This window comes from Wolbachia endosymbiont of Bemisia tabaci, assembly GCF_003999585.1.
In the GTDB taxonomy this organism is placed as follows: Bacteria; Pseudomonadota; Alphaproteobacteria; order Rickettsiales; family Anaplasmataceae; genus Wolbachia.
On sequence record NZ_CP016430.1, the window covers coordinates 155,971 to 174,566 of the forward strand.

Below are 18,596 nucleotides of genomic sequence, written 5' to 3' on the forward strand. Positions count from 1 at the left end.
AATTTTCCGATGTCAATGCCAATAAAATTTTGATAAGATGTAACCATAATAAACCTCGATAGTTTTAGTTAATTTAAGATTGTAAACGGGTGCATATATATGTCCCAAGCAACTGTTCAAACGTATCGAGAGATGGGCTAGTGTACCTTTATTTAAACGGTTGTAGTACCAATATTCTTCCGGTCGCACACGCCCATGATAGTCCTATTCCTATAGTGAGTAGGGCTATCTTTCCCTCTTATCCTCTTTTATATCACATTTTCAACTTACAATATTCTTTGCGTTTTTGTGACATCAGCATACTTAACTTCATTAACCTTTAATCTTGATTGTATATTAAATAATATATTAATTTAGTTAGAAAGTCAACTAAATGTGATTAGCTATAAATCATCATTTTGTTTTGTAGCAGGTTTTTAAGATAAGCCTTGTCATTCATAGTGTACTCTGTATTAATATTTAAACATTAATATAAAGAGAGTGATATAGTAGTTATGGTCTGCAGTGAGGTGATGAAGAAAATAGTATTTCTGAAATACAGATCTGGCCTGAGATTTAGCAGCTAAACTTTTCTTTTTATTGAATAAGTTGCAATTGTAGTTTGCTCTGATAAAACCTTAAAGCTACTATATTGTATATCTATATTCTATGCCCATTTTTTATTATCTCCAATTTAGTTATTGAACATTTTATAATTAGCTCTTAGTATCACGCATGTTAGTAATTGAGGAGTTTATATGTTTGATATTTTAAAAGATTCTAATGGCAGATTTAATAAAAAGAATATTTTACCTCTTGTAGGTACCACTGTCGCTATTATTCTAACAGCATTAAGTGCAGTAGTAGCAATTCCCAGATTTTCCTCTCACCCCTCTCTATCTAGTCCTCTCGGTTGGAAAGATCCAAGTTATAGTGAATTTCTTGCTATTCACATACCAGCTACCATAGTTACTTTCTCAATACTTGGTTTATGCATTTACCTTCCGATTGATAGCATTAGAAAAAATAAACAAATAGAGAATCTTAAAGCTACCTCTGAACCTCATTCATGGATTTATAATGATATTTTAGAAAAACAAACGCAGACCATCAATTATAGATCAGGGCTTTAGGCGGTCCTAATCTTTTAGGTGCTTGTGATTAGCAACTATTCGGTCTACAATGCACTAATATAGTTTAAATTTATGCCAAACAAGATAATAGTTAAATCTCTTTCAGTGTTACTAATTTTTTTGCTGTCCTTATATATAATACTGCCAAATTTTATTGATAATAAGTTCTTTACCTCAAAAAAGAGAATAAATTTAGGGCTTGACCTGAAAGGTGGATCATCTCTGCTTCTAAATGTAGACTTAGATTTTTACTTCAAAGAGAAACTAAGCATGCTAACCGATGAAATAAAAGAAGGTCTGTTAACACAAAAGATTGAATTTAGCGCAAAAAATGATAAACAAGTGGTTGTAACTTTAAATAATATTGATGATTACAAAAAAGTTTCAACGTTAATACATAAAATAAACCCAAATTTAGAATTGAGTAGAAAAAATACTGCAATTTTCATTTCATATAAATCTAACTATAAAAATTCTCTAATCAATGAGGTAGTTTCTGAATCGATAATTAATGTTCAAAGGCGCTTGGATAAGCTTGGTACTAAGGAAGTAAGTGTGCAAAAACAAGGACAAAATAAGATATTAGTCCAAGTTCCAGGAGTAGAAGACACTCAGCAGATAAAATCTCTGCTTGGCAAAACAGCCAAGCTGGCCTTCCATTTGGCAAACACCAATGTAGCTAAAATGCAAGATATCGATCATGACACTACGATTATGCTCAAGGATTCTTTGGGTAATTCCTACCCGATATTCCGCAAAACTGAAATAGGCGGTGATTCACTAGTTAATGCATCAGTCAGATTTGGCAATTTAGGTAAACCGACAGTACACTTTAAATTTGATAGCGTAGCAAGCAAAAGATTTGCAAAAATCACTAAAGAAAATGTAGGAAAGCCCTTTGCAATTGTTCTAGATAACACAGTCTTAACTGTGCCAACAATACGTGAACCAATCCTAAATGGAGAAGGAGAAATTAGTGGTAGCTTCACCACTGAAAAACAGGCAAGTGAACTTGCAATACTTTTAAAATCCGGTGCACTACCTGCACCACTTAAAATAATTGAAGAAAAAAACATTGGTCCAAGCCTTGGAGAAGAATCAATAAAAGCAGGAGAAATTGCAGCAATAATATCTATCATAGCCGTTGGTCTATCTATAATCATTATTACTTACGGCAAATTAGGCTTGTTAGCATCTGTTGCACTCGTTTTTAATGTAATCTCTATACTACTCATTCTTACCTTACTTGAAGCAACTCTTACTCTCCCTGGAATTGCTGGCATTGCTCTAACTGTTGGCATGTCGGTAGATGCAAATGTTTTAATATTTGAACGCATTCGCGAAGAAATAAGAGCAGGAAAAAGAACAGCTCGTGCAATTGAAGAAGGATTTAAAAACGCAATAAAAACAATCCTTGATTCAAACCTCACTACACTAATTGCTTCAGGAATAATGTTCATTATTGGTAGCGGAGCAATTAGAGGATTTTCTATCACTTTATCGATAGGAGTTTTATGCTCGATGTTTTCTGCAATTATAGTCACAAAACTTCTGATAGAATTGTGCATCAACCCACAAAAGCTAGTACTTTAGTATCTGTTCAGCAGAGTGACAAAATAAGATAGACGAGAAAAGACAGCTAAATGGTTGTCATGCAAGTAGCTATCCAGTCTTTTCATCGTCAAAAACGTTGTAACATGCTCACCAATTTAGTGAGCATAAAACCAATATATTTGTGGAGGAAAAGGAAAAAAGAAACAGAAACCATATTCAGGCTATCACAAAGGATATTGCCATAAGATTAAAGATATGGATAGATTTGCCAAATTTCTAAATGAGAATTTGGATATTACAATTGAAAAGATAGTAGAAGCATTTGGTAATATGTGTAAAAACACAGTATAAAATTACCTTAGCAAAGTAAACTATACATATAAAAAAACTTTTCTTTATTGGGAAAGAGATAAAGAGAAACGCAAAGAGTTCATAAAAAAAGAAAGAAATAAATAAAGAAAACTTGATATACATAGATGAGTCTGGAATAGAGGACAATGAATTTTATGAATATGGGTGGTCTCAAAGAGGCAAGAGGTTATTTGCCCAGGGTTTAAAAGAAAGAGGGTAAGCATGATTGGAGCACTAAATGAAGGAAAAGTTAAAGCATCCTGAAGGCTACTGCAACAACGAGATTTTTGATGCTTATGTAGTTGTTCCTGTATTTAAACCTGGACAGACTATTGTTCTCGACAATGCGAGCTTTTATAAATCTGCAAGGACGAAAAATTTGATAGAAAATATTGGGTGTAAAATTTTGTTCTTACCTCCATACTTGCCAGATTTAAATCCGATTCTGATCAAGCACGCCATAAGAAAGGCTCTACAAACCCCAGTTATGGATTATCCGAGTCAATAAAGCTTAGAAATAGAGGGCTTTTTCGACTGCATGGAATACGAAACTTCGGTTAGCTATATTACTAAAATCTCGTATTCTACATTTGACTTTAATAGCTCTTTATCTTCCTGAAATCTGAATGTTTTATCAATGCATCTTCTATTCAGCCGTTAGCAATACTTTCACTTATTCCATAGCTTTGCGCTATATGGAAATATGTACGGTATTTACGCAAATATTCTAGTGCTATTAACAAACATGCATTGTTTATTTGGTTTTCCTCCTCTTGCATTTTTCTTGCCTCTTCCTCTATTAAAATTTCTATTATTTTTCCAATGTTTTTCTTTTTACTCCTCTTAGTCTTCGAAGCTTCTCTTCATCAAGTTTACTTACCTGCTCACAATTTATACCTTCCCTAATATTGTTTCTACTACTTGTTTCTTAAGTTATCCAAGAAGTCTAATGGCAAGAAAAGAAGCACTGACCACTTTTGCTTCAGATACCCTTGAACAGATATTATTACTAGAAATTAAAAATCAAACCAACTTCAATATTATGAGTGGATATATCGTCTGCAATAGGTATCGGAATGCTAAAATAACGATAGCCGAGAAAGGTTTTAACTTCTGGGATTATTGAATAGTCAACACCAAGCTTTATTTGATAAGCAAACCAAGGAACATTCAGTGGCATTGAATTTTCTGGTGATCCATTAATCTTTTTTAATCTAAAAACCGTTGGCCCTATACCAAGGCCAATATACGGAGCAAATTGTGTATCTCGAATGCTGGAGTTATAATAGAAGTTTAATAAAAATGCAAACACGCTTGCTGATTTCTCAAATACCGGAGGAGAATTACTATCTTCAATATTGGCTGTAGAATACATAGCTTCAAAATCAACTCGGCCATTTTCCCCAGCATAGTAACCTAAAGATACGCTCCTAAGCCACTGGAAATCAATTTTACCGTTAAATTTCTCTATACTCTGAATTTCATCTACTAATCCCGCTTTGATAAACAATGATCCTAATCTTTCTTGCAAAGAAAGATTAGGATTAGCTGTATTGATTAAACTAATAAACCTTTCTCCTATTGCCTTTATACCCTTTACAAATGTTTCTGAATTATCATGGTATATCTTACCACCGTTAGCACTAACATAGAAATCAAGTTTTTTTGATTTTTCCTTTGTAGGCTCAGCTTGATCTGCAATACTTGGCCACATATTTTTCTGATTAGCTACTTGGAAAACAGAAGGTGAACTACTTTTAAGTTCTTGATATTTTATTGGTATTTCTTTTTCAGCAACCTCTTCAGAACGTATTACACTTTCATTATTGTCTGTTTCTAATTTTAATGGTTGCACTTGCTCAATGTGTGTATTGTTACTGATATAAGTAATAAAAAAATAGACACATGGAACGAAAGTCAAAAATAAAGTAATAGATATTCTATTCATCACCAATGAATTATCATTTATAGTATAACTACTATATCATATATTCCTTTAATGTACAAAAATTAAGAAATAATATTTCCAATTAAACAATTATTTTCTATTCCTTTAACATGAGCTTTCACAATACTTTTAGCTTGAACTCTTGATGTAAGTTTTATTAATGCAAAATTTTTTTCTGCTCTACCAGTATGATTTTGCTCAACCAGAACGTTTTGCTCAGTGCCGAGCAAAGATTGATAAAAATTGCTCATCATTTCTTTATTTATTTCTCTTAGATGCTTTACTCGTTCTTTACGTACATTCTCTGGTATTTGTGGCATCCGTGCAGCAGGTGTGTTTTTCCGCTCTGAATATGGAAAAGCATGCAGGTAAACTATATTTGTTTTTTTCAGTAAATCAACTGTATCCTGAAACATTTCATCAGTTTCTGTTGGAAATCCAGCAATAATATCAGCGCCAAATGCTATATTAGGTCTTAAGCTCTTCATTTTATGATAAAATTCTATCACTTGTTCTCTATTGTGACGACGTTTCATTCTCTTTAGTATTAAATTATTACCAGACTGTAGACTCAAGTGTAAGTGAGGCATAAGTCTTGACTCATTAGCTATTAAATCCATTAGTTCATCATCGACTTCAGCAACATCAATAGAGGAAAGTCTTAGTCTCTTTAACTGTGGTATATCCTTTAAAACTCTTCTAATCATTGAACCAAGTGATTGCTTACCAAACAAATCTGTACCAAAATCAGTAATATCAACACCTGTAAACACCACTTCTTGATACCCATTTTCTATAAAAATCTTAATTTGCTCTATAATATTGTTTACTGGCGCAGATCGATTATTCCCTCTTGCCTCAGTAATTGAGCAAAATGTGCAGCTATGATTACAACCATTTTGAATTTCAATAAATGCCCTTGATTTATCTTCAAATCCATTAATGAGAATAGGTTCTACTTGGTTATCGCTGACTAAGATTTCATCATTATTTAGTAGATAATTTTCAGCTCTTAGCTTGTCTTGATTACCTAGCACTTTACTTACACCAGGAATATCACTATATGATTTAGGATCTAATTGAACAGCGCAGCCAACTACGATAATTTCTTTACTTGGGTCATTCTTATAGATCTTACGTATTTTTTGCTTTACTTGACGTTCTGCTTCATTTGTCACTGCACAGCTATGCACCACAACAACATTTTCTCTCTTCGCTTTTTTTAATGCTTCTTTGATTAACTCACTCTCGTAGAAATTTAGACGACAACCAAATGTTATTACTTCATTCATGCTTTTGCTTTAATAGATCTAAATTATATCAAATATCTAAGCAAAATGACTATTTTTTTGGTAGATATTATAATTTAAACATAACCTCTAGAGTTGAAAATCACAGGAAGAATTTGTAGATATACAGTAAGATCTTATCGCGCATTTTGACTGATATGGGCTATGATAAACCAGAAAATCACAGCTATATTTAGGAATTGAGACAAGGCCTCATTTAGGTAAATATTGCTATGCAGACTTTTCTTGATAGCAAGCATATTGCTTTTTAGAAAAATATTAGTAGCATCAAACATAGAGATTGACATTAGTTTTTCTGTCAGATTAAGTTGCGTCTAGTACATATTATCAAGGTGAAATTTCACGTTTTTTATTAAGAGGATCCACATCTGGATCTTCTATATAGTTTTGAGGTTGTTCTTGAAACACAAGACGTGCTCCCTCAAAGTTATACTCCTCACCTTCATATAAAGAATCTTCTTCTTCAAAATTGTGTTCTATTTCTACTTCAAACTTGAATCCTAACTTCTCGCAGAATTTGTAGAAATATTCTTTAATGGTATCAAATAAACTTCTGCCATCAATTTTGTAATCTCTCAATTTTCTAGGCACAGTAAGTGACAATTTGCCATCTTTATATATCACATCATCTTTCCCATCTTGAGATTCAAGTGTAAATTCTAGTGAGCTGGATAGATCGCATACCTTGTCACCTAATTGAACATCACTCTCTTGGGAGAGTATTGGTAATGTCATATCAGATCTAACACTCACATTATTTTGGTCAACATAATAGATATTTATAACTTTTTTAGGTGAGAGTATTTTCAATGAATGTTGGCTAAGTGCAAATTGAGATTCTATAAATACACCAGCTTCATACCCTGCCTGATTACAATTGGTAACCAATTCCTCTAAGATAGAGTCACTTGGAACCTGAGCGTTGGCATATTCAAATATTTCCTTAAAAACTTCTTTTGCAAATGCACGATAACTCTTGTTTTTATCTCCTTCTTTCGGTAATAGATGCGTGTGTTCTTTACCTAAATCGTAAAATCTTTTAATCTCTTCTTTATATTGATCAGTTTTTTTATCACTAGGGATTTCTGGATCTTCACAATATTCTTCCCAAATCTTATCAAATCCTTCCTTATTTCTGTTTACCAGCGCTTTAATTAAGATTTTGTCTATATTTCTGTCTTTAATAACAAAGTCCATTCTATCAAAATCTTTATATATAGCTTCACCAGAATTTGCTGCTTTATTATCTCTTGAAGCTCTTAACTTACTGAAATCAAACTTTTCTGCCTGAGCTTTTAGTGTAACGACTGGATTTTCATTTTTTTCCTGTGTAGAGTTGTTCATTGTTAATACTTTGATATGAATTGCTGATAGTATAATAATACATAAAAATAGTTAATATGTCAATAATATACTTAACATAGACAGTCATAATAGGGTGACAGGATTTTAGTAAGGCTCTATTATGAATAAACGGTTTTACACAGTATGAATGTTGATGAGCAGTCAAGTGTGCTGACTTTTCTAAATAGTAAAATTGAGAATATACCAAAGTTTCATTCCGCAATATTGCCTAAACTTTGCGGTGGAGACAGAGTAATGGACTTGCTGTTTTATAGGCCGCTCAGTTATGTGGATAGAAGTAAATCACTACCTGATGCTCAAGTAGGAGAATTTACAACTTTTATGGCAAAAGTGTATGAGCACCAGCGCCCCACTGTTAGAGGTAGGCCATATAAAATAATCGTTGAAAGTGAAAGTCAGTATTTATTTATAGTTTTTTTTAATTACTCAGTTAAATATTTGTATAAATTATTTCCAGTTGGAACAGATATAGTAATCAGTGGTAAACTTGAAAAGTTTGCCGAACATTGGCAAATTACTCACCCAGATTATATGTTATCTGATATCAATCAATTTAAAGAAATAGCCTGCATAGAGCCAGTTTACCAATTATGTCGCGGTATTACTAACAAGAGCATTAGAAACATAATAAGTTCTAATCTAAAAGATTTGCCTGATTTGCCAGAGTGGATAGATGAAACATTAATCAAGCAAAAGAAATGGCTGAATTGGAAAGAAAGCATCATAAGATTGCACAGACCGAGCTCACTCGCAGAAGCAGAAGTTTGCAGAGAAAGACTTGCTTATGATGAGCTATTTGCGTACCAGTTGGCACTAAAGCTTGCAAGGGAAAATCATGTAAAAAAAGAGGAAGGGAATTTGTAATATTGAGTAAATACAAAGAGCAGGTCTTAAATGAATTACCGTTCCAATTAACAAATGATCAAATTCGAGCGATAGATGAAATCTCAGAAAGACAAAAATCCAGATACCGTATGGTAAGTCTGCTACAAGGTGACGTTGGGAGTGGCAAAACTGTAGTTGCACTCTTTACGATGCTGAATGTGGTAGAAAATAACATGCAAGCAGCTTTAATGGCACCAACCACTATCTTAGCGGAGCAACATTATAATTGGATCGAAGAAGCTCTATCTTGTACTGATATAAAAGTTGCTTTGCTTACCGGTAAAACTGCGAGCAAGGAAAGAAAGATTATTATGAACGAACTTGCAAGTGGTATTTTAAATATAGTAATTGGTACTCATGCATTATTTCAAGCTAACGTTACATTTAAAAATTTAGGACTCGCAGTCATAGACGAACAACAGCGATTTGGAGTGATACAGAGGAATCGGTTGGTAGGAAAAGGAGAAAATACCGATATACTTTTTGTTACTGCAACTCCCATTCCAAGAACCTTGCAGCAAGCTATGTATGGTGATGTTGAATGTTCTATTTTAAGGGAAAAACCAAAATCTAGATTGCCAATAAAAACCGTTATTATGAACGTTAAAAAAGTATCAGATATTATTCAAAGACTGAAAAATGCTATAAATAGAGGCGAAAAAGCATATTGGATTTGTCCATACATAGAAGAAAACGAAGAACTCAATATTGCCGCAGCAGAAATGCGCTTTCAGGAACTACAAAAGACATTTTTTGATAGAGTCGGAATAATACACGGAAAACTAACTCAAGAGCAGAAAGATCAAGTGATGTTTTCCTTCAAGAGAAATGAATTTTCTCTGCTTGTTGCAACCACTGTGATAGAAGTTGGCATAGATGTACCAGATGCAACTATTATGATTATAGAGAATGCAGAGCAGTTCGGGTTATCGCAATTACATCAGTTAAGAGGTAGAGTAGGACGAGGAAATAAACCGTCTTTTTGTGTACTGTTATATGACAATCTCAGTAAAAGTTCGTATTCAAAGTTAAAGATTATGTGTGAGTCACAAGATGGATTTTATATTGCTGAAAAGGATATGATGCTGAGGGGTAGCGGAGATATTCTAGGCACAAAACAATCAGGGTGCATGGAGTTTAAATTTGCTGATTTATATGAGGACAGAGAATTGCTCAACCTTGCATATAATAGTGCAAAAGGTACAATAGCTAATTTTGAATTACTGCTTGATATATTTGAATATAGAAGTAGACTACATTTTTCAAAATTTCAGTAATCTTCCAAGCCATAACCTTCATGAGTAGAAATTCCTTGACAGACGGGAGTATTTAACAAACCATATGCGTCAAGTTAAGGAAAAATAAGAGTGAAGAAGAAGTTTTTACCATAAGAATAAATTGTGCAGAGTTAATAGCAGGCCCTGTAAACAAAATGTTAGCAGGTCAAATTAATCAAGGGCAGGAAGTATAAAAATGGAAAAAAAGCGGTAACTTAGCCTAATGACAATAAATATATATATACATATAGAGAAGGTACCGTTTTAAAGAGCACAAAAGGAATACACAGTAAAAGCGAGAAGAAGTTGAGAATATGTATGGAAGCAGTGTGGAGAAGTGGCTGCCAATGATCAAAAATTTACCACAATTACAGAAGTATACACAAGAGGTTTAAAAGGTGATGCAAAAAGGGAATTTTGGCAAAATGACTTAAGTATGCACAACAAGATTTGCATAATTGATGATCAGATGTCATTCATGCTCAGCCTATATATAGAAAAAATTCTCAAGCTCAAGAGGGCTTAGGGTGGAACTAAAATTCATGGACTTGTTGACGCACGTAATTAATTTCTTTTTTTTAAGTTAATTAATGTTAACAAGCCACGTCTGCCTGTAATCATGTTAATACCAAAATATAATGTAAGAGAAGAAATGGGCAGTGCTATGCAACAGTTTTTGTTTCTTTCTAACCATGCTTCCATATGAAAAACATATGACATAAAAAGGAAAACAAAAAGCTAAGAACCTTGACGCGCTTTACATCTTGGCTTTACCTTATTTATAATATAAACCTTACCACCCCTTTTCACAACTTTACAATTTTTATCTCTGTTACGATGAGATTTTAGTGACCCTTTAACTTTCATATCTACAGTAAGAATAGAATTACCTTACATTATGATCACTGACAGAGAGTTAGTCAATTGATAAATTTTTCACATTTTATTAAAATACTGTATAATTGTTGCTGATACTTCTTCGATTGACCTTTGCGTGACATCAATAATTGGCCAGTTATTTTGCTTAAAGAACTCCTCTGCTTCTTTAATTTCCTTTTCTACTTTTCTAGGGTCAGCATATATATTATTACCTTCATTATTAATTGAAGTCAGTCTATTTTTGCGTATTTCTATTAGCCTTCTTACGTCTATTGTTACTCCTATAGTCAGTTTATTTTTTAATTTTGCTAAGTCGACGTAAAAGGGTATCTCGCTAACAAAAGGAACATTTGCAACTTTATAGCCTCGGTAAGCTAAATACATACTGGTGGGAGATTTTGATGTGCGTGAAACTCCAACCAAAATTATATCGGCTTTATCAATATCTTGAATATTTTGTCCATCATCATGATTAATGGTATAGTTTATTGCCTCAATGCGCTGAAAATACTCGTTATTTATTTCAGTATACAGGTCAAGTTTTTCATCCTTTTCAATTTCAAGATAGGATGAGATTTCTCTAATAATATGTGATAATATTGCTCGATATGGAATTTTTAACTTGATACAATTATCTTTTAGATATTTTCTTAGCTCATCATTAGTAATAGTGCATATAACAAAATTATGCTCATCACTTTTTCTATTAATTTCCTCTAAAATTTTGTCAATCTGCTCTTCTCCTTTTACGAAAGACCAAACATATTCGATCGTTTCTACAGAACGAAAGTGTTTCAGAGCTGATTTTGCAACTGATATAACAGTTTCACCACTTGAATCTGACACTAAGTGTAGGTTAAGCTTTTTAAGGGTCATCAACGTTATACTAAAAATAATAGCAAGCAATCTGCTACTGAAATTGTGCTAATTTATTATACTACGTAAATATAGAAAAACTATCTTGTTGATAAAACTCAAACTAATTGATAAATTCTTAACACAATTATTCTCAAAACGAATGTTTTTATTAAAGCCTACAAATTTCACTTCTTTTGCTAAAAAAGCTCTACCTTGGCTTGGGGTTATTTGTTTCGCATGTTTTTTAATTGGAATGTTCTTGGCATTATTCTTCTCCCCAGGAGATTATAAACAAGGAGAAATTGTACGAATTATGTATCTTCATGTGCCTTCTGCATGGCTTGCTCTTGGAATATACGGACTCATTGCATCACTCAGTTTCATTTCGTTGGTGTGGAACAATAGCGTTGCTAGTGTTTTGGCACATGCTGCTGCTCCTGCAGGGACAGTCTTTTCGGCAATATGCTTAATCACAGGTAGCATCTGGGGAAAAGGAACATGGGGTACTTGGTGGGTATGGGATGCAAGGCTTACTTCAATGCTGATTTTGTTTTTTCTGTATGTTGGTTATCTTTCATTGTGGAGCGCTTTTGATAATCAAGCAAGAGCAGAGAAATCATCAGCAGTATTTGCCATTTTTAGTGCTATAAATATTCCCATAGTAAAATTTTCTGTGAATTTATGGTCTACTCTTCATCAGCCAGCAAGTATTTTTAGAAAAGGTGGAGTAGCAATAGAAGGTTCTTTAATGCTGCCACTCATTGCAATGTTTATATTTTGTACCACACTTTTTTTAGTAGTGTGGATACTTAATGCCCTTCATTTAATTAATTTGCAGAAGATAAAGAGAGAAATTAGCATGCGATATTAGGTATATAGTTCCAGAGTGTAATGTTGTGAACAGCGACAGAGATTAAAATGTAGAGCAATCATCCATTAGCAAGTTCCAGAACTAATTACGTACAAACCACACTTCAAGATTATAGTGATTAATCACATGCAAGGAGAAGAATCATGATTCTCTAGTGAATAAAGATGTGCTCTATGTAAAGCTGGTGAAGATAAGATAGAAATTGAAAGAAAATCTAATTATTGGTTATTATGCTATATTTATAATGCAAGTTATTAAATTTTTAATTACTTTAGCTTATAATAATTTCTGAGTTAACCTGAGATTTCTTGAACTGTGGTTTCTTTATATTCAGGTAGATACTTATACTTTTATGTAATTCCAGTTTTGACTGTAGAGGAGGTTCCTATGTCAAAAAACACCTATAGTGATCAAGTTAATAGTAGTTATTTATATAACAACAAACTTTTTTATGGTAAAGAGGATATAGATGAGATGACTGAGGATGAAACTACGACTGAGAAGCGATTTACAAATCCAGTTCCGATAGTAAAAGAGGTTTTTGAACTAGTAGAAAAGAAGCTTACGAAATGTGAAGAGGAGGTTAAGCGAGCAAAAGCAGAGACTGAGTGGTATAAAAAAGTAGCTGAAGAATGTAAAAAAGGAAATGGTATAGATAAACCTGTTACTGATGAAGGAGGGAATGAAAATGGAGAAATTACATCTCGAAAAGTAACCTCAGATTGTTCCAAGTATGAAAATTGTGGGCCATATTCTCATTTTTATAAAGTTGATAATAAGATAGGTTGTCAAGGTTTTAGTTCATCTGATTTACTAAAGGAATTATATCCCGAGATGTACAGCAATTCTAAAATTGCAAAATATATAGAAGAGGGAGCAAATGGTAATTATGGTGCAGTAAATTTTAAATTTGCCTTTACAGAGGATCTTAATTCAATATCCTGGCTTGGTAATATAGAATGTGAAAAATGTGTGGATGATCAAAGAGAGTTAGCGTGTCAAGAAGAAGAGATTAAGAGTTTCTGTTACCCGAACGTTTACCGTAGTAATCCAGAATTCAACAAGAGCTTTTTTTCCAGAGGAGCATGTCCTAATCTTTTTAGAGAGTCCAGTGAAACAAGTGTTGTAAAAGCAAAACAAGTTGCACCATTGATACTTGTTAATACCTTAGGACAAATGATAGATAAAGAGGGTAATAACACTAAAGTATACTATGATGCATTGAAGCGTTATCTAAATGATAATGGTAAAATCAAGGATTGTGAAGATAATCAAAAGTGTAAGGATTATATTCCAATTATGGAGAAAGTTGCATGGAATAATGATAAGGAAGTACTATTAAAAACTGCTGTTAATAATACGCAAGAAGCAAATCCTTACTATTATGGAAATGAGGATAATTTTACTTCCGTTGAATTTGGTTCTATATAAGGCTGAATTTGTCTAATTTTTTCTACACTAGACACAATTTAGTCGTATCTGAACAAATACATAATCTATATAAAGAGGACGTAGGTACCATCTGTCCTTTTAAGGCATTTATGTCAATGATATGCGTAATCCATGATTTTAAACATGATGATCCTCCTAAGTAATACAAAAAAACTCAGAAAAATGTATATAGCTATGATAGAAGTTATCTATACATAAGTACAATATACTTTAACTAGAGATTGTAAATTAATGAAGTTGAAAAGTCTGCAGACGAAGATAGATTTCGAGCGCTAGAATATCTTCACTATCAAAATAACAAAGCTGGGGAATGTTAAATAAACTGTGTCAAACTACATTTTAATTCAACTCAATTTTGGACAAATTTAAAATGCTGTAAAATGGTGTCTGTTCAGACGCATGTGAAACCAGTGCTTCTTTTCATCCCACTTCCATGCAGCTAAACCCTTTTCATAATCTCCTATCCATCATTTCTTAAACCACTCCCCTGAACGGATACAATTAAATACATTTTTAACATTTTTATAGAAAACTATTAGTATAGATTTGTATGCTGCCCTCATGGCTATTTTAAAATGTTTAATACTCCTTTTCATTATTTCTTGTACACATCTACCTAAGAAGCAACATTCTGTTAATATAGACAATTATAAGCACGATTATTCGTTGCAACAATATAATACTCCTTTGAAGAATAACGAACCAGCAATACCAGAAATGATACCTTTACCGGTAGAGTTTCCCGATCTTACAACCAGTAATCAGTTTCTTTCGATTAATGTTGATGAAAAAGTACCAGTAAAGGATTTACTGATTGAGATAGGAAAACTTTCTGACATTAACTTAGACATAGACCCCGAAATATCAGGTAATATTACTTTAAAACTAAAAGATAAGAACATAAACGAAGTAATTCAGAATATAGCCAACAGCGCCAAATTGCGTTACTCAATGAATAATGGTGTAATTAGAATTGAACAAGATTTGCCATATGCACAAAATTATTACGTAGACTTCATCAATATTCAACACTCTGCGCAAAGGAGTTTTATCATTGGTAACAATATTATCGACAGTGATGGTGATAGAAACTATATGAAATCTCAATATAGTAGTGATTTATGGAATTCATTAGAAAAAGGCTTAAATGCAATAATGGATGTTAACGGAGTAGATGATGGTGAGTTTCTTTCATCCAACAGAGAAGCTGGTGTCATTATTCTAAATGCTAGAAAAGATATTCACAAAGCTGTTGAAGAATATATTAATAAAGTTAAGAAATTGGCGTCTTCTCAAGTAATGATCGAGGCCAAAATAGTTGAAGTTTTATTAGACGATAAATACCTTTCTGGTATCAACTTAAATGATTTGCATAATGAAACCAAATCTATAACAAATCAAGGTAACTCTATTATTGACCTAGCAATTAACTCTAGTGTGAGTGATTTAGGAAACTTAGTAAAAAATTTAGGCAAATTTGGCACTTCAACCGTAATTTCAAGCCCTAGAGTACATGCTATAAATAATCAGCAAGCAATGATTTCATTTACTAAAAACCATATCTATTTTACTTCCGATATACAGAAAAATACCAAAAATTCCAATCATGCATTAATTACCAAGATGAATAGCACTCCAATAGGTGTGGTGTTAATAATCCATCCAAGCATTAACATTGATACTAATGAAATATTCATGGATATACACCCAACCTTATCAAGAATTAACGATTACACTAAAGACCCAAATATAGAATATGTCGCACAACAGAATAAAATGAAATTAAATAGTGAGATTCCAATTATTGAAACCAGAGAAATGCACTCTACGTTAAAAATTAAGAGCGGCGAAGTTATGGTAATTGGTGGGCTTATAGAGCATAGAAAAGATAACCAAAACTTATTGCATCAAAAGTCAAAAAAACTGGCTAAGACAGTAGAAACCGTCATCTTCCTGAAAGCAACAATCGTACCAACACTTGGTTTATTAGATATAAAAGATAGGAATTTATATATATATTAAACGTATCCGTTCAGGCAATGGCATCAACTTAAGGAAAGATATTGGGGTTGCTATTATGATAAGAAGAGAATATCAGAATGATAATTAAGACAGCTTAATCACAAATCTGTTGGGTAAATTTAAGTTACTTTAGTCATATATTAAAGTTTTTAAACAGGTCTTAGTTTACTTACTTTATTGTTTTCTTTATTATCAAATATTGCTTTAAATAATATGGAGGAGCACATTGTCAGCAATTGCCGTTATTGATTTTGGTTCACAGTTTACACAGCTTATTGCAAGACAAATCAGGGAAATAGGCGTTTACTGTGAAATATTTCCAAGCAATATCGATTTTGAAACAGTATCAAAATTCAATGGATTTATTTTTTCTGGAGGACCGCAATCTGTAAATGACAATTGCTCTGAAGTAAGTGAAGTAGCACATAAAATTATAAAACTTAACGAAACAATAAACACTCCTATACTTGGAATATGTTATGGACAGCAACTCATTTGTCATTATTTCGGGGCGAAGGTAAGAAAAGAATTCAATCAGGAATTTGGCAAAACTAAAATCAAGATACTAAAAGAATCCCCAATTATAAAGGATACTTGGGACGTTAATTCCGAAGTCGATGTTCTAATGAACCATGCAGACAGTGTCGAAACTATACCGCAAGGATTTACTGCTATTGCCTCAGGTATAATAAATCAAACAATCGCAATAATTGCCAACGAACAGCGGAAGATTTACTGTACTCAGTTCCATCCTGAAGTTAAGCCTACGACAAATGGTAGTAAACTTCTCTCTAATTTCTTAGATATTGCAAATTGTGTGAGAGATTGGACAATGAAGTCATTCATTGAAAAACAGAAGGAAAAAATTCAAAACTTAGTAAGGGAGAAAAAAGTAATTGCTGCAGTAAGTGGAGGGGTTGATTCAAGTGTTGCAGCAGTTCTTACACACAAAGCTATAGGAAAACAATTAAACTGTATTTTTATCGATACTGGGTTATTGCGTAAGAGCCAGACCACTGCTATGTTAAAAGAAATTCCAATAAATTACATTGATAAATCAAACTTGTTTTTAAGTAGGTTAAGGGGAATAACTGATCCGGAAGAAAAGCGAAAAATTATCGGCAATACTTTTATCGAAATATTTGAAAAAGAGGCAAAAAAAATAGGTGATGTGGATTTTTTAATGCAAGGCACCATTTACTCTGATGTAGTTGAATCAGGGCACGCTTCAGGAAACACTAGTACAATTAAATCTCATCACAATGTTGGTGGGCTGCCAGAAAAAATGAATCTGAAACTAGTAGAACCTTTACGCTATCTCTTTAAAGATGAAGTAAGGCTACTTGGCAAAGAAATTGGGCTTTCAGATGGGATAATATTTCAACATCCATTTCCTGGACCTGGACTTGCAGTGAGGATCATAGGTGAGGTTGATGAAGAAAAGGTACGAATATTGCAAGAAGTAGATGAAATATATATCAACACAATGAAAAATTATGATCTGTATGATAAAATATGGCAGGCTTTTGCTGTACTGTTACCAGTAAAAACTGTGGGAGTTATGGGAGATAATCGTACATACGGATATGTTTGCGCTTTAAGGGCTGTGACTTCATCTGATGGCATGACAGCTGATGCATTTCCATTTGAAAATAAAGATCAACATTCGTTAGTATTTTGGAGGTTTTTGCAAGACGTCAGTAGTGTAATTGTTAACAAAGTTTCCGGAGTAAATCGAGTTGTGTATGATTTAACTTCCAAGCCACCAGCAACTATTGAGTGGGAGTAGCAATAATTTCATTCCAGTTTCAGCTACTCGAATCACACCAAAGAGGCTGCTTGCATAACTCAAATTTTAAGGAAAACTATTTAATGTCATTCCAGCGCGTGACGCTGGAATCCAGAAAAAAAGAACCAGTGTCAGCTACTCGGATGACATCGAAATGTTCGTACAGATATTCGTCACACACCGGAATAAAAATTAGACTTTTGCTTTGTGCAAAATAATTTCAAGGCCGCATTTTCTTTATTTTGCTTATAACTTCCACAAGCAGTGCAAACATAAATGAAGAATACAAATATGCTTTTGGTAGCTCTATGTGAAGTCCTTCAAGTATTAAATATATACCGATGAGTAAAATAAATAGAATGGCAATTACTTTTAAGCTTGGGCTGGATTTTATTAACTTAGCGGTATAACTTGATGAAAATAGCATTGCTAATATGGAAAATGTAAATGCTATAGCAATGATTATCATATTATGAGTTAATGCTATAGCAGTTAATATTGAATCAACAGAAAAAACTAAATCTATTAATATAATTTGTAGCACAACTAAAAAAAATTGTGATTTAACGTTTGCCTTTGTTTTGTTCTCCTTATGTACAAAAATTTCGCTCCATAACTCCATAGAACTTTTAACAATAAGAAATAACCCTCCTGCAATCATAAGCAAATCTTTTACTGAAATATCTAGTGATACAGAGTGAAATATAGGCTTTTGCATTGATAATATATGCGATGTAAAAAATAGTATTACAAAACGCATCAATAGCGCCAAGCCAAAACCTATCAGGCGGGCTCTTTCTCTCAGCAGATTTGGCACCTTATCTATTGCTAGAGAAATAAAGATTAAATTGTCTATACCAAGTATAGTTTCAAGTAGCGTAATTATCAATAAAGTCCAAGCATCAGCTAGCATTTTCATTCCA

13 protein-coding genes and 2 pseudogenes are annotated in these 18,596 nt (G+C 32.9%); 8 read left to right on the plus strand and 7 right to left on the minus strand.

Annotated features, from left to right (window positions below; genetic code table 11):
• The first annotated feature begins 737 nt into the window (after positions 1-737).
• From BBB02_RS00735 to BBB02_RS00750, 3 genes are all read left to right on the plus strand, one after another.
• Complete coding sequence (locus BBB02_RS00735) at positions 738-1,112, plus strand: hypothetical protein (RefSeq protein ID WP_127463638.1); 375 nt, start codon at positions 738-740, stop codon at positions 1,110-1,112.
• Between the two features lie 72 nt (positions 1,113-1,184).
• Entirely contained in the window at positions 1,185-2,705 is a 1,521-nt protein-coding gene (secD, locus tag BBB02_RS00740) for a protein translocase subunit SecD (protein WP_127463639.1), read from the plus strand.
• Positions 2,706-3,255: 550 nt separating this feature from the next.
• Complete coding sequence (locus tag BBB02_RS00750; protein WP_127463640.1) at positions 3,256-3,525, plus strand: transposase; 270 nt, start codon at positions 3,256-3,258, stop codon at positions 3,523-3,525.
• A 151-nt stretch (positions 3,526-3,676) separates the two neighbouring features.
• Here the strand turns inward: BBB02_RS00750 and BBB02_RS06760 are convergent.
• The 4 genes and pseudogenes from BBB02_RS06760 to BBB02_RS00770 form a co-directional block, all read right to left on the minus strand.
• Positions 3,677-3,912, minus strand: a pseudogene (locus BBB02_RS06760) (transposase family protein); the annotation flags it as partial.
• A 114-nt stretch (positions 3,913-4,026) separates the two neighbouring features.
• Complete coding sequence (locus BBB02_RS00760) at positions 4,027-4,968, minus strand: outer membrane protein (protein WP_127463641.1); 942 nt, start codon at positions 4,966-4,968, stop codon at positions 4,027-4,029.
• A gap of 59 nt (positions 4,969-5,027) precedes the next feature.
• The gene (gene mtaB / locus BBB02_RS00765) at positions 5,028-6,257 is read right to left on the minus strand and encodes a tRNA (N(6)-L-threonylcarbamoyladenosine(37)-C(2))-methylthiotransferase MtaB (protein ID WP_127463642.1); all 1,230 of its coding nucleotides are present in this window, start codon (positions 6,255-6,257) and stop codon (positions 5,028-5,030) included.
• Between the two features lie 345 nt (positions 6,258-6,602).
• Complete coding sequence (locus tag BBB02_RS00770) at positions 6,603-7,619, minus strand: hypothetical protein (RefSeq protein ID WP_245970139.1); 1,017 nt, start codon at positions 7,617-7,619, stop codon at positions 6,603-6,605.
• Positions 7,620-7,763: 144 nt separating this feature from the next.
• Here BBB02_RS00770 and recG point away from each other — a divergent pair.
• Positions 7,764-9,802, plus strand: a pseudogene (gene recG / locus BBB02_RS06695) (ATP-dependent DNA helicase RecG).
• Between the two features lie 738 nt (positions 9,803-10,540).
• Here recG and ykgO read toward each other — a convergent pair.
• Positions 10,541-10,669, minus strand: coding sequence for a type B 50S ribosomal protein L36 (gene ykgO, locus BBB02_RS00785; RefSeq protein WP_006015378.1), 129 nt, complete (start codon positions 10,667-10,669; stop codon positions 10,541-10,543).
• Between the two features lie 69 nt (positions 10,670-10,738).
• Positions 10,739-11,557, minus strand: a complete 819-nt coding sequence (locus tag BBB02_RS00790; protein WP_127463643.1) for a pyruvate, water dikinase regulatory protein — start codon at positions 11,555-11,557, stop codon at positions 10,739-10,741.
• A gap of 142 nt (positions 11,558-11,699) precedes the next feature.
• On the opposite strand from BBB02_RS00790, the gene ccmC reads away from it, so the two are divergent.
• The 4 genes from ccmC (at position 11,700) to guaA (ending at position 17,673) form a co-directional block, all read left to right on the plus strand.
• Positions 11,700-12,410 (plus strand): heme ABC transporter permease CcmC, encoded by a 711-nt coding sequence (ccmC, locus tag BBB02_RS00795; protein ID WP_127463644.1) that lies wholly within the window; start codon positions 11,700-11,702, stop codon positions 12,408-12,410.
• Positions 12,411-12,797: 387 nt separating this feature from the next.
• On the plus strand, positions 12,798-13,841 hold the full coding sequence (locus tag BBB02_RS00800; RefSeq protein ID WP_127463645.1) for a hypothetical protein: 1,044 nt from the start codon (positions 12,798-12,800) through the stop codon (positions 13,839-13,841).
• A 582-nt stretch (positions 13,842-14,423) separates the two neighbouring features.
• Positions 14,424-15,884, plus strand: a complete 1,461-nt coding sequence (locus tag BBB02_RS00805) for a type II secretion system protein GspD (protein ID WP_127463646.1) — start codon at positions 14,424-14,426, stop codon at positions 15,882-15,884.
• Between the two features lie 226 nt (positions 15,885-16,110).
• Positions 16,111-17,673: a glutamine-hydrolyzing GMP synthase gene (gene guaA, locus BBB02_RS00810; protein WP_127463647.1), complete on the plus strand. Its 1,563-nt coding sequence runs from the start codon at positions 16,111-16,113 to the stop codon at positions 17,671-17,673.
• Between the two features lie 220 nt (positions 17,674-17,893).
• Here guaA and BBB02_RS00815 read toward each other — a convergent pair whose 3' ends face one another.
• On the minus strand, positions 17,894-18,586 hold the full coding sequence (locus BBB02_RS00815; RefSeq protein ID WP_127463648.1) for a TerC family protein: 693 nt from the start codon (positions 18,584-18,586) through the stop codon (positions 17,894-17,896).
• Positions 18,587-18,596: the final 10 nt, after the last annotated feature.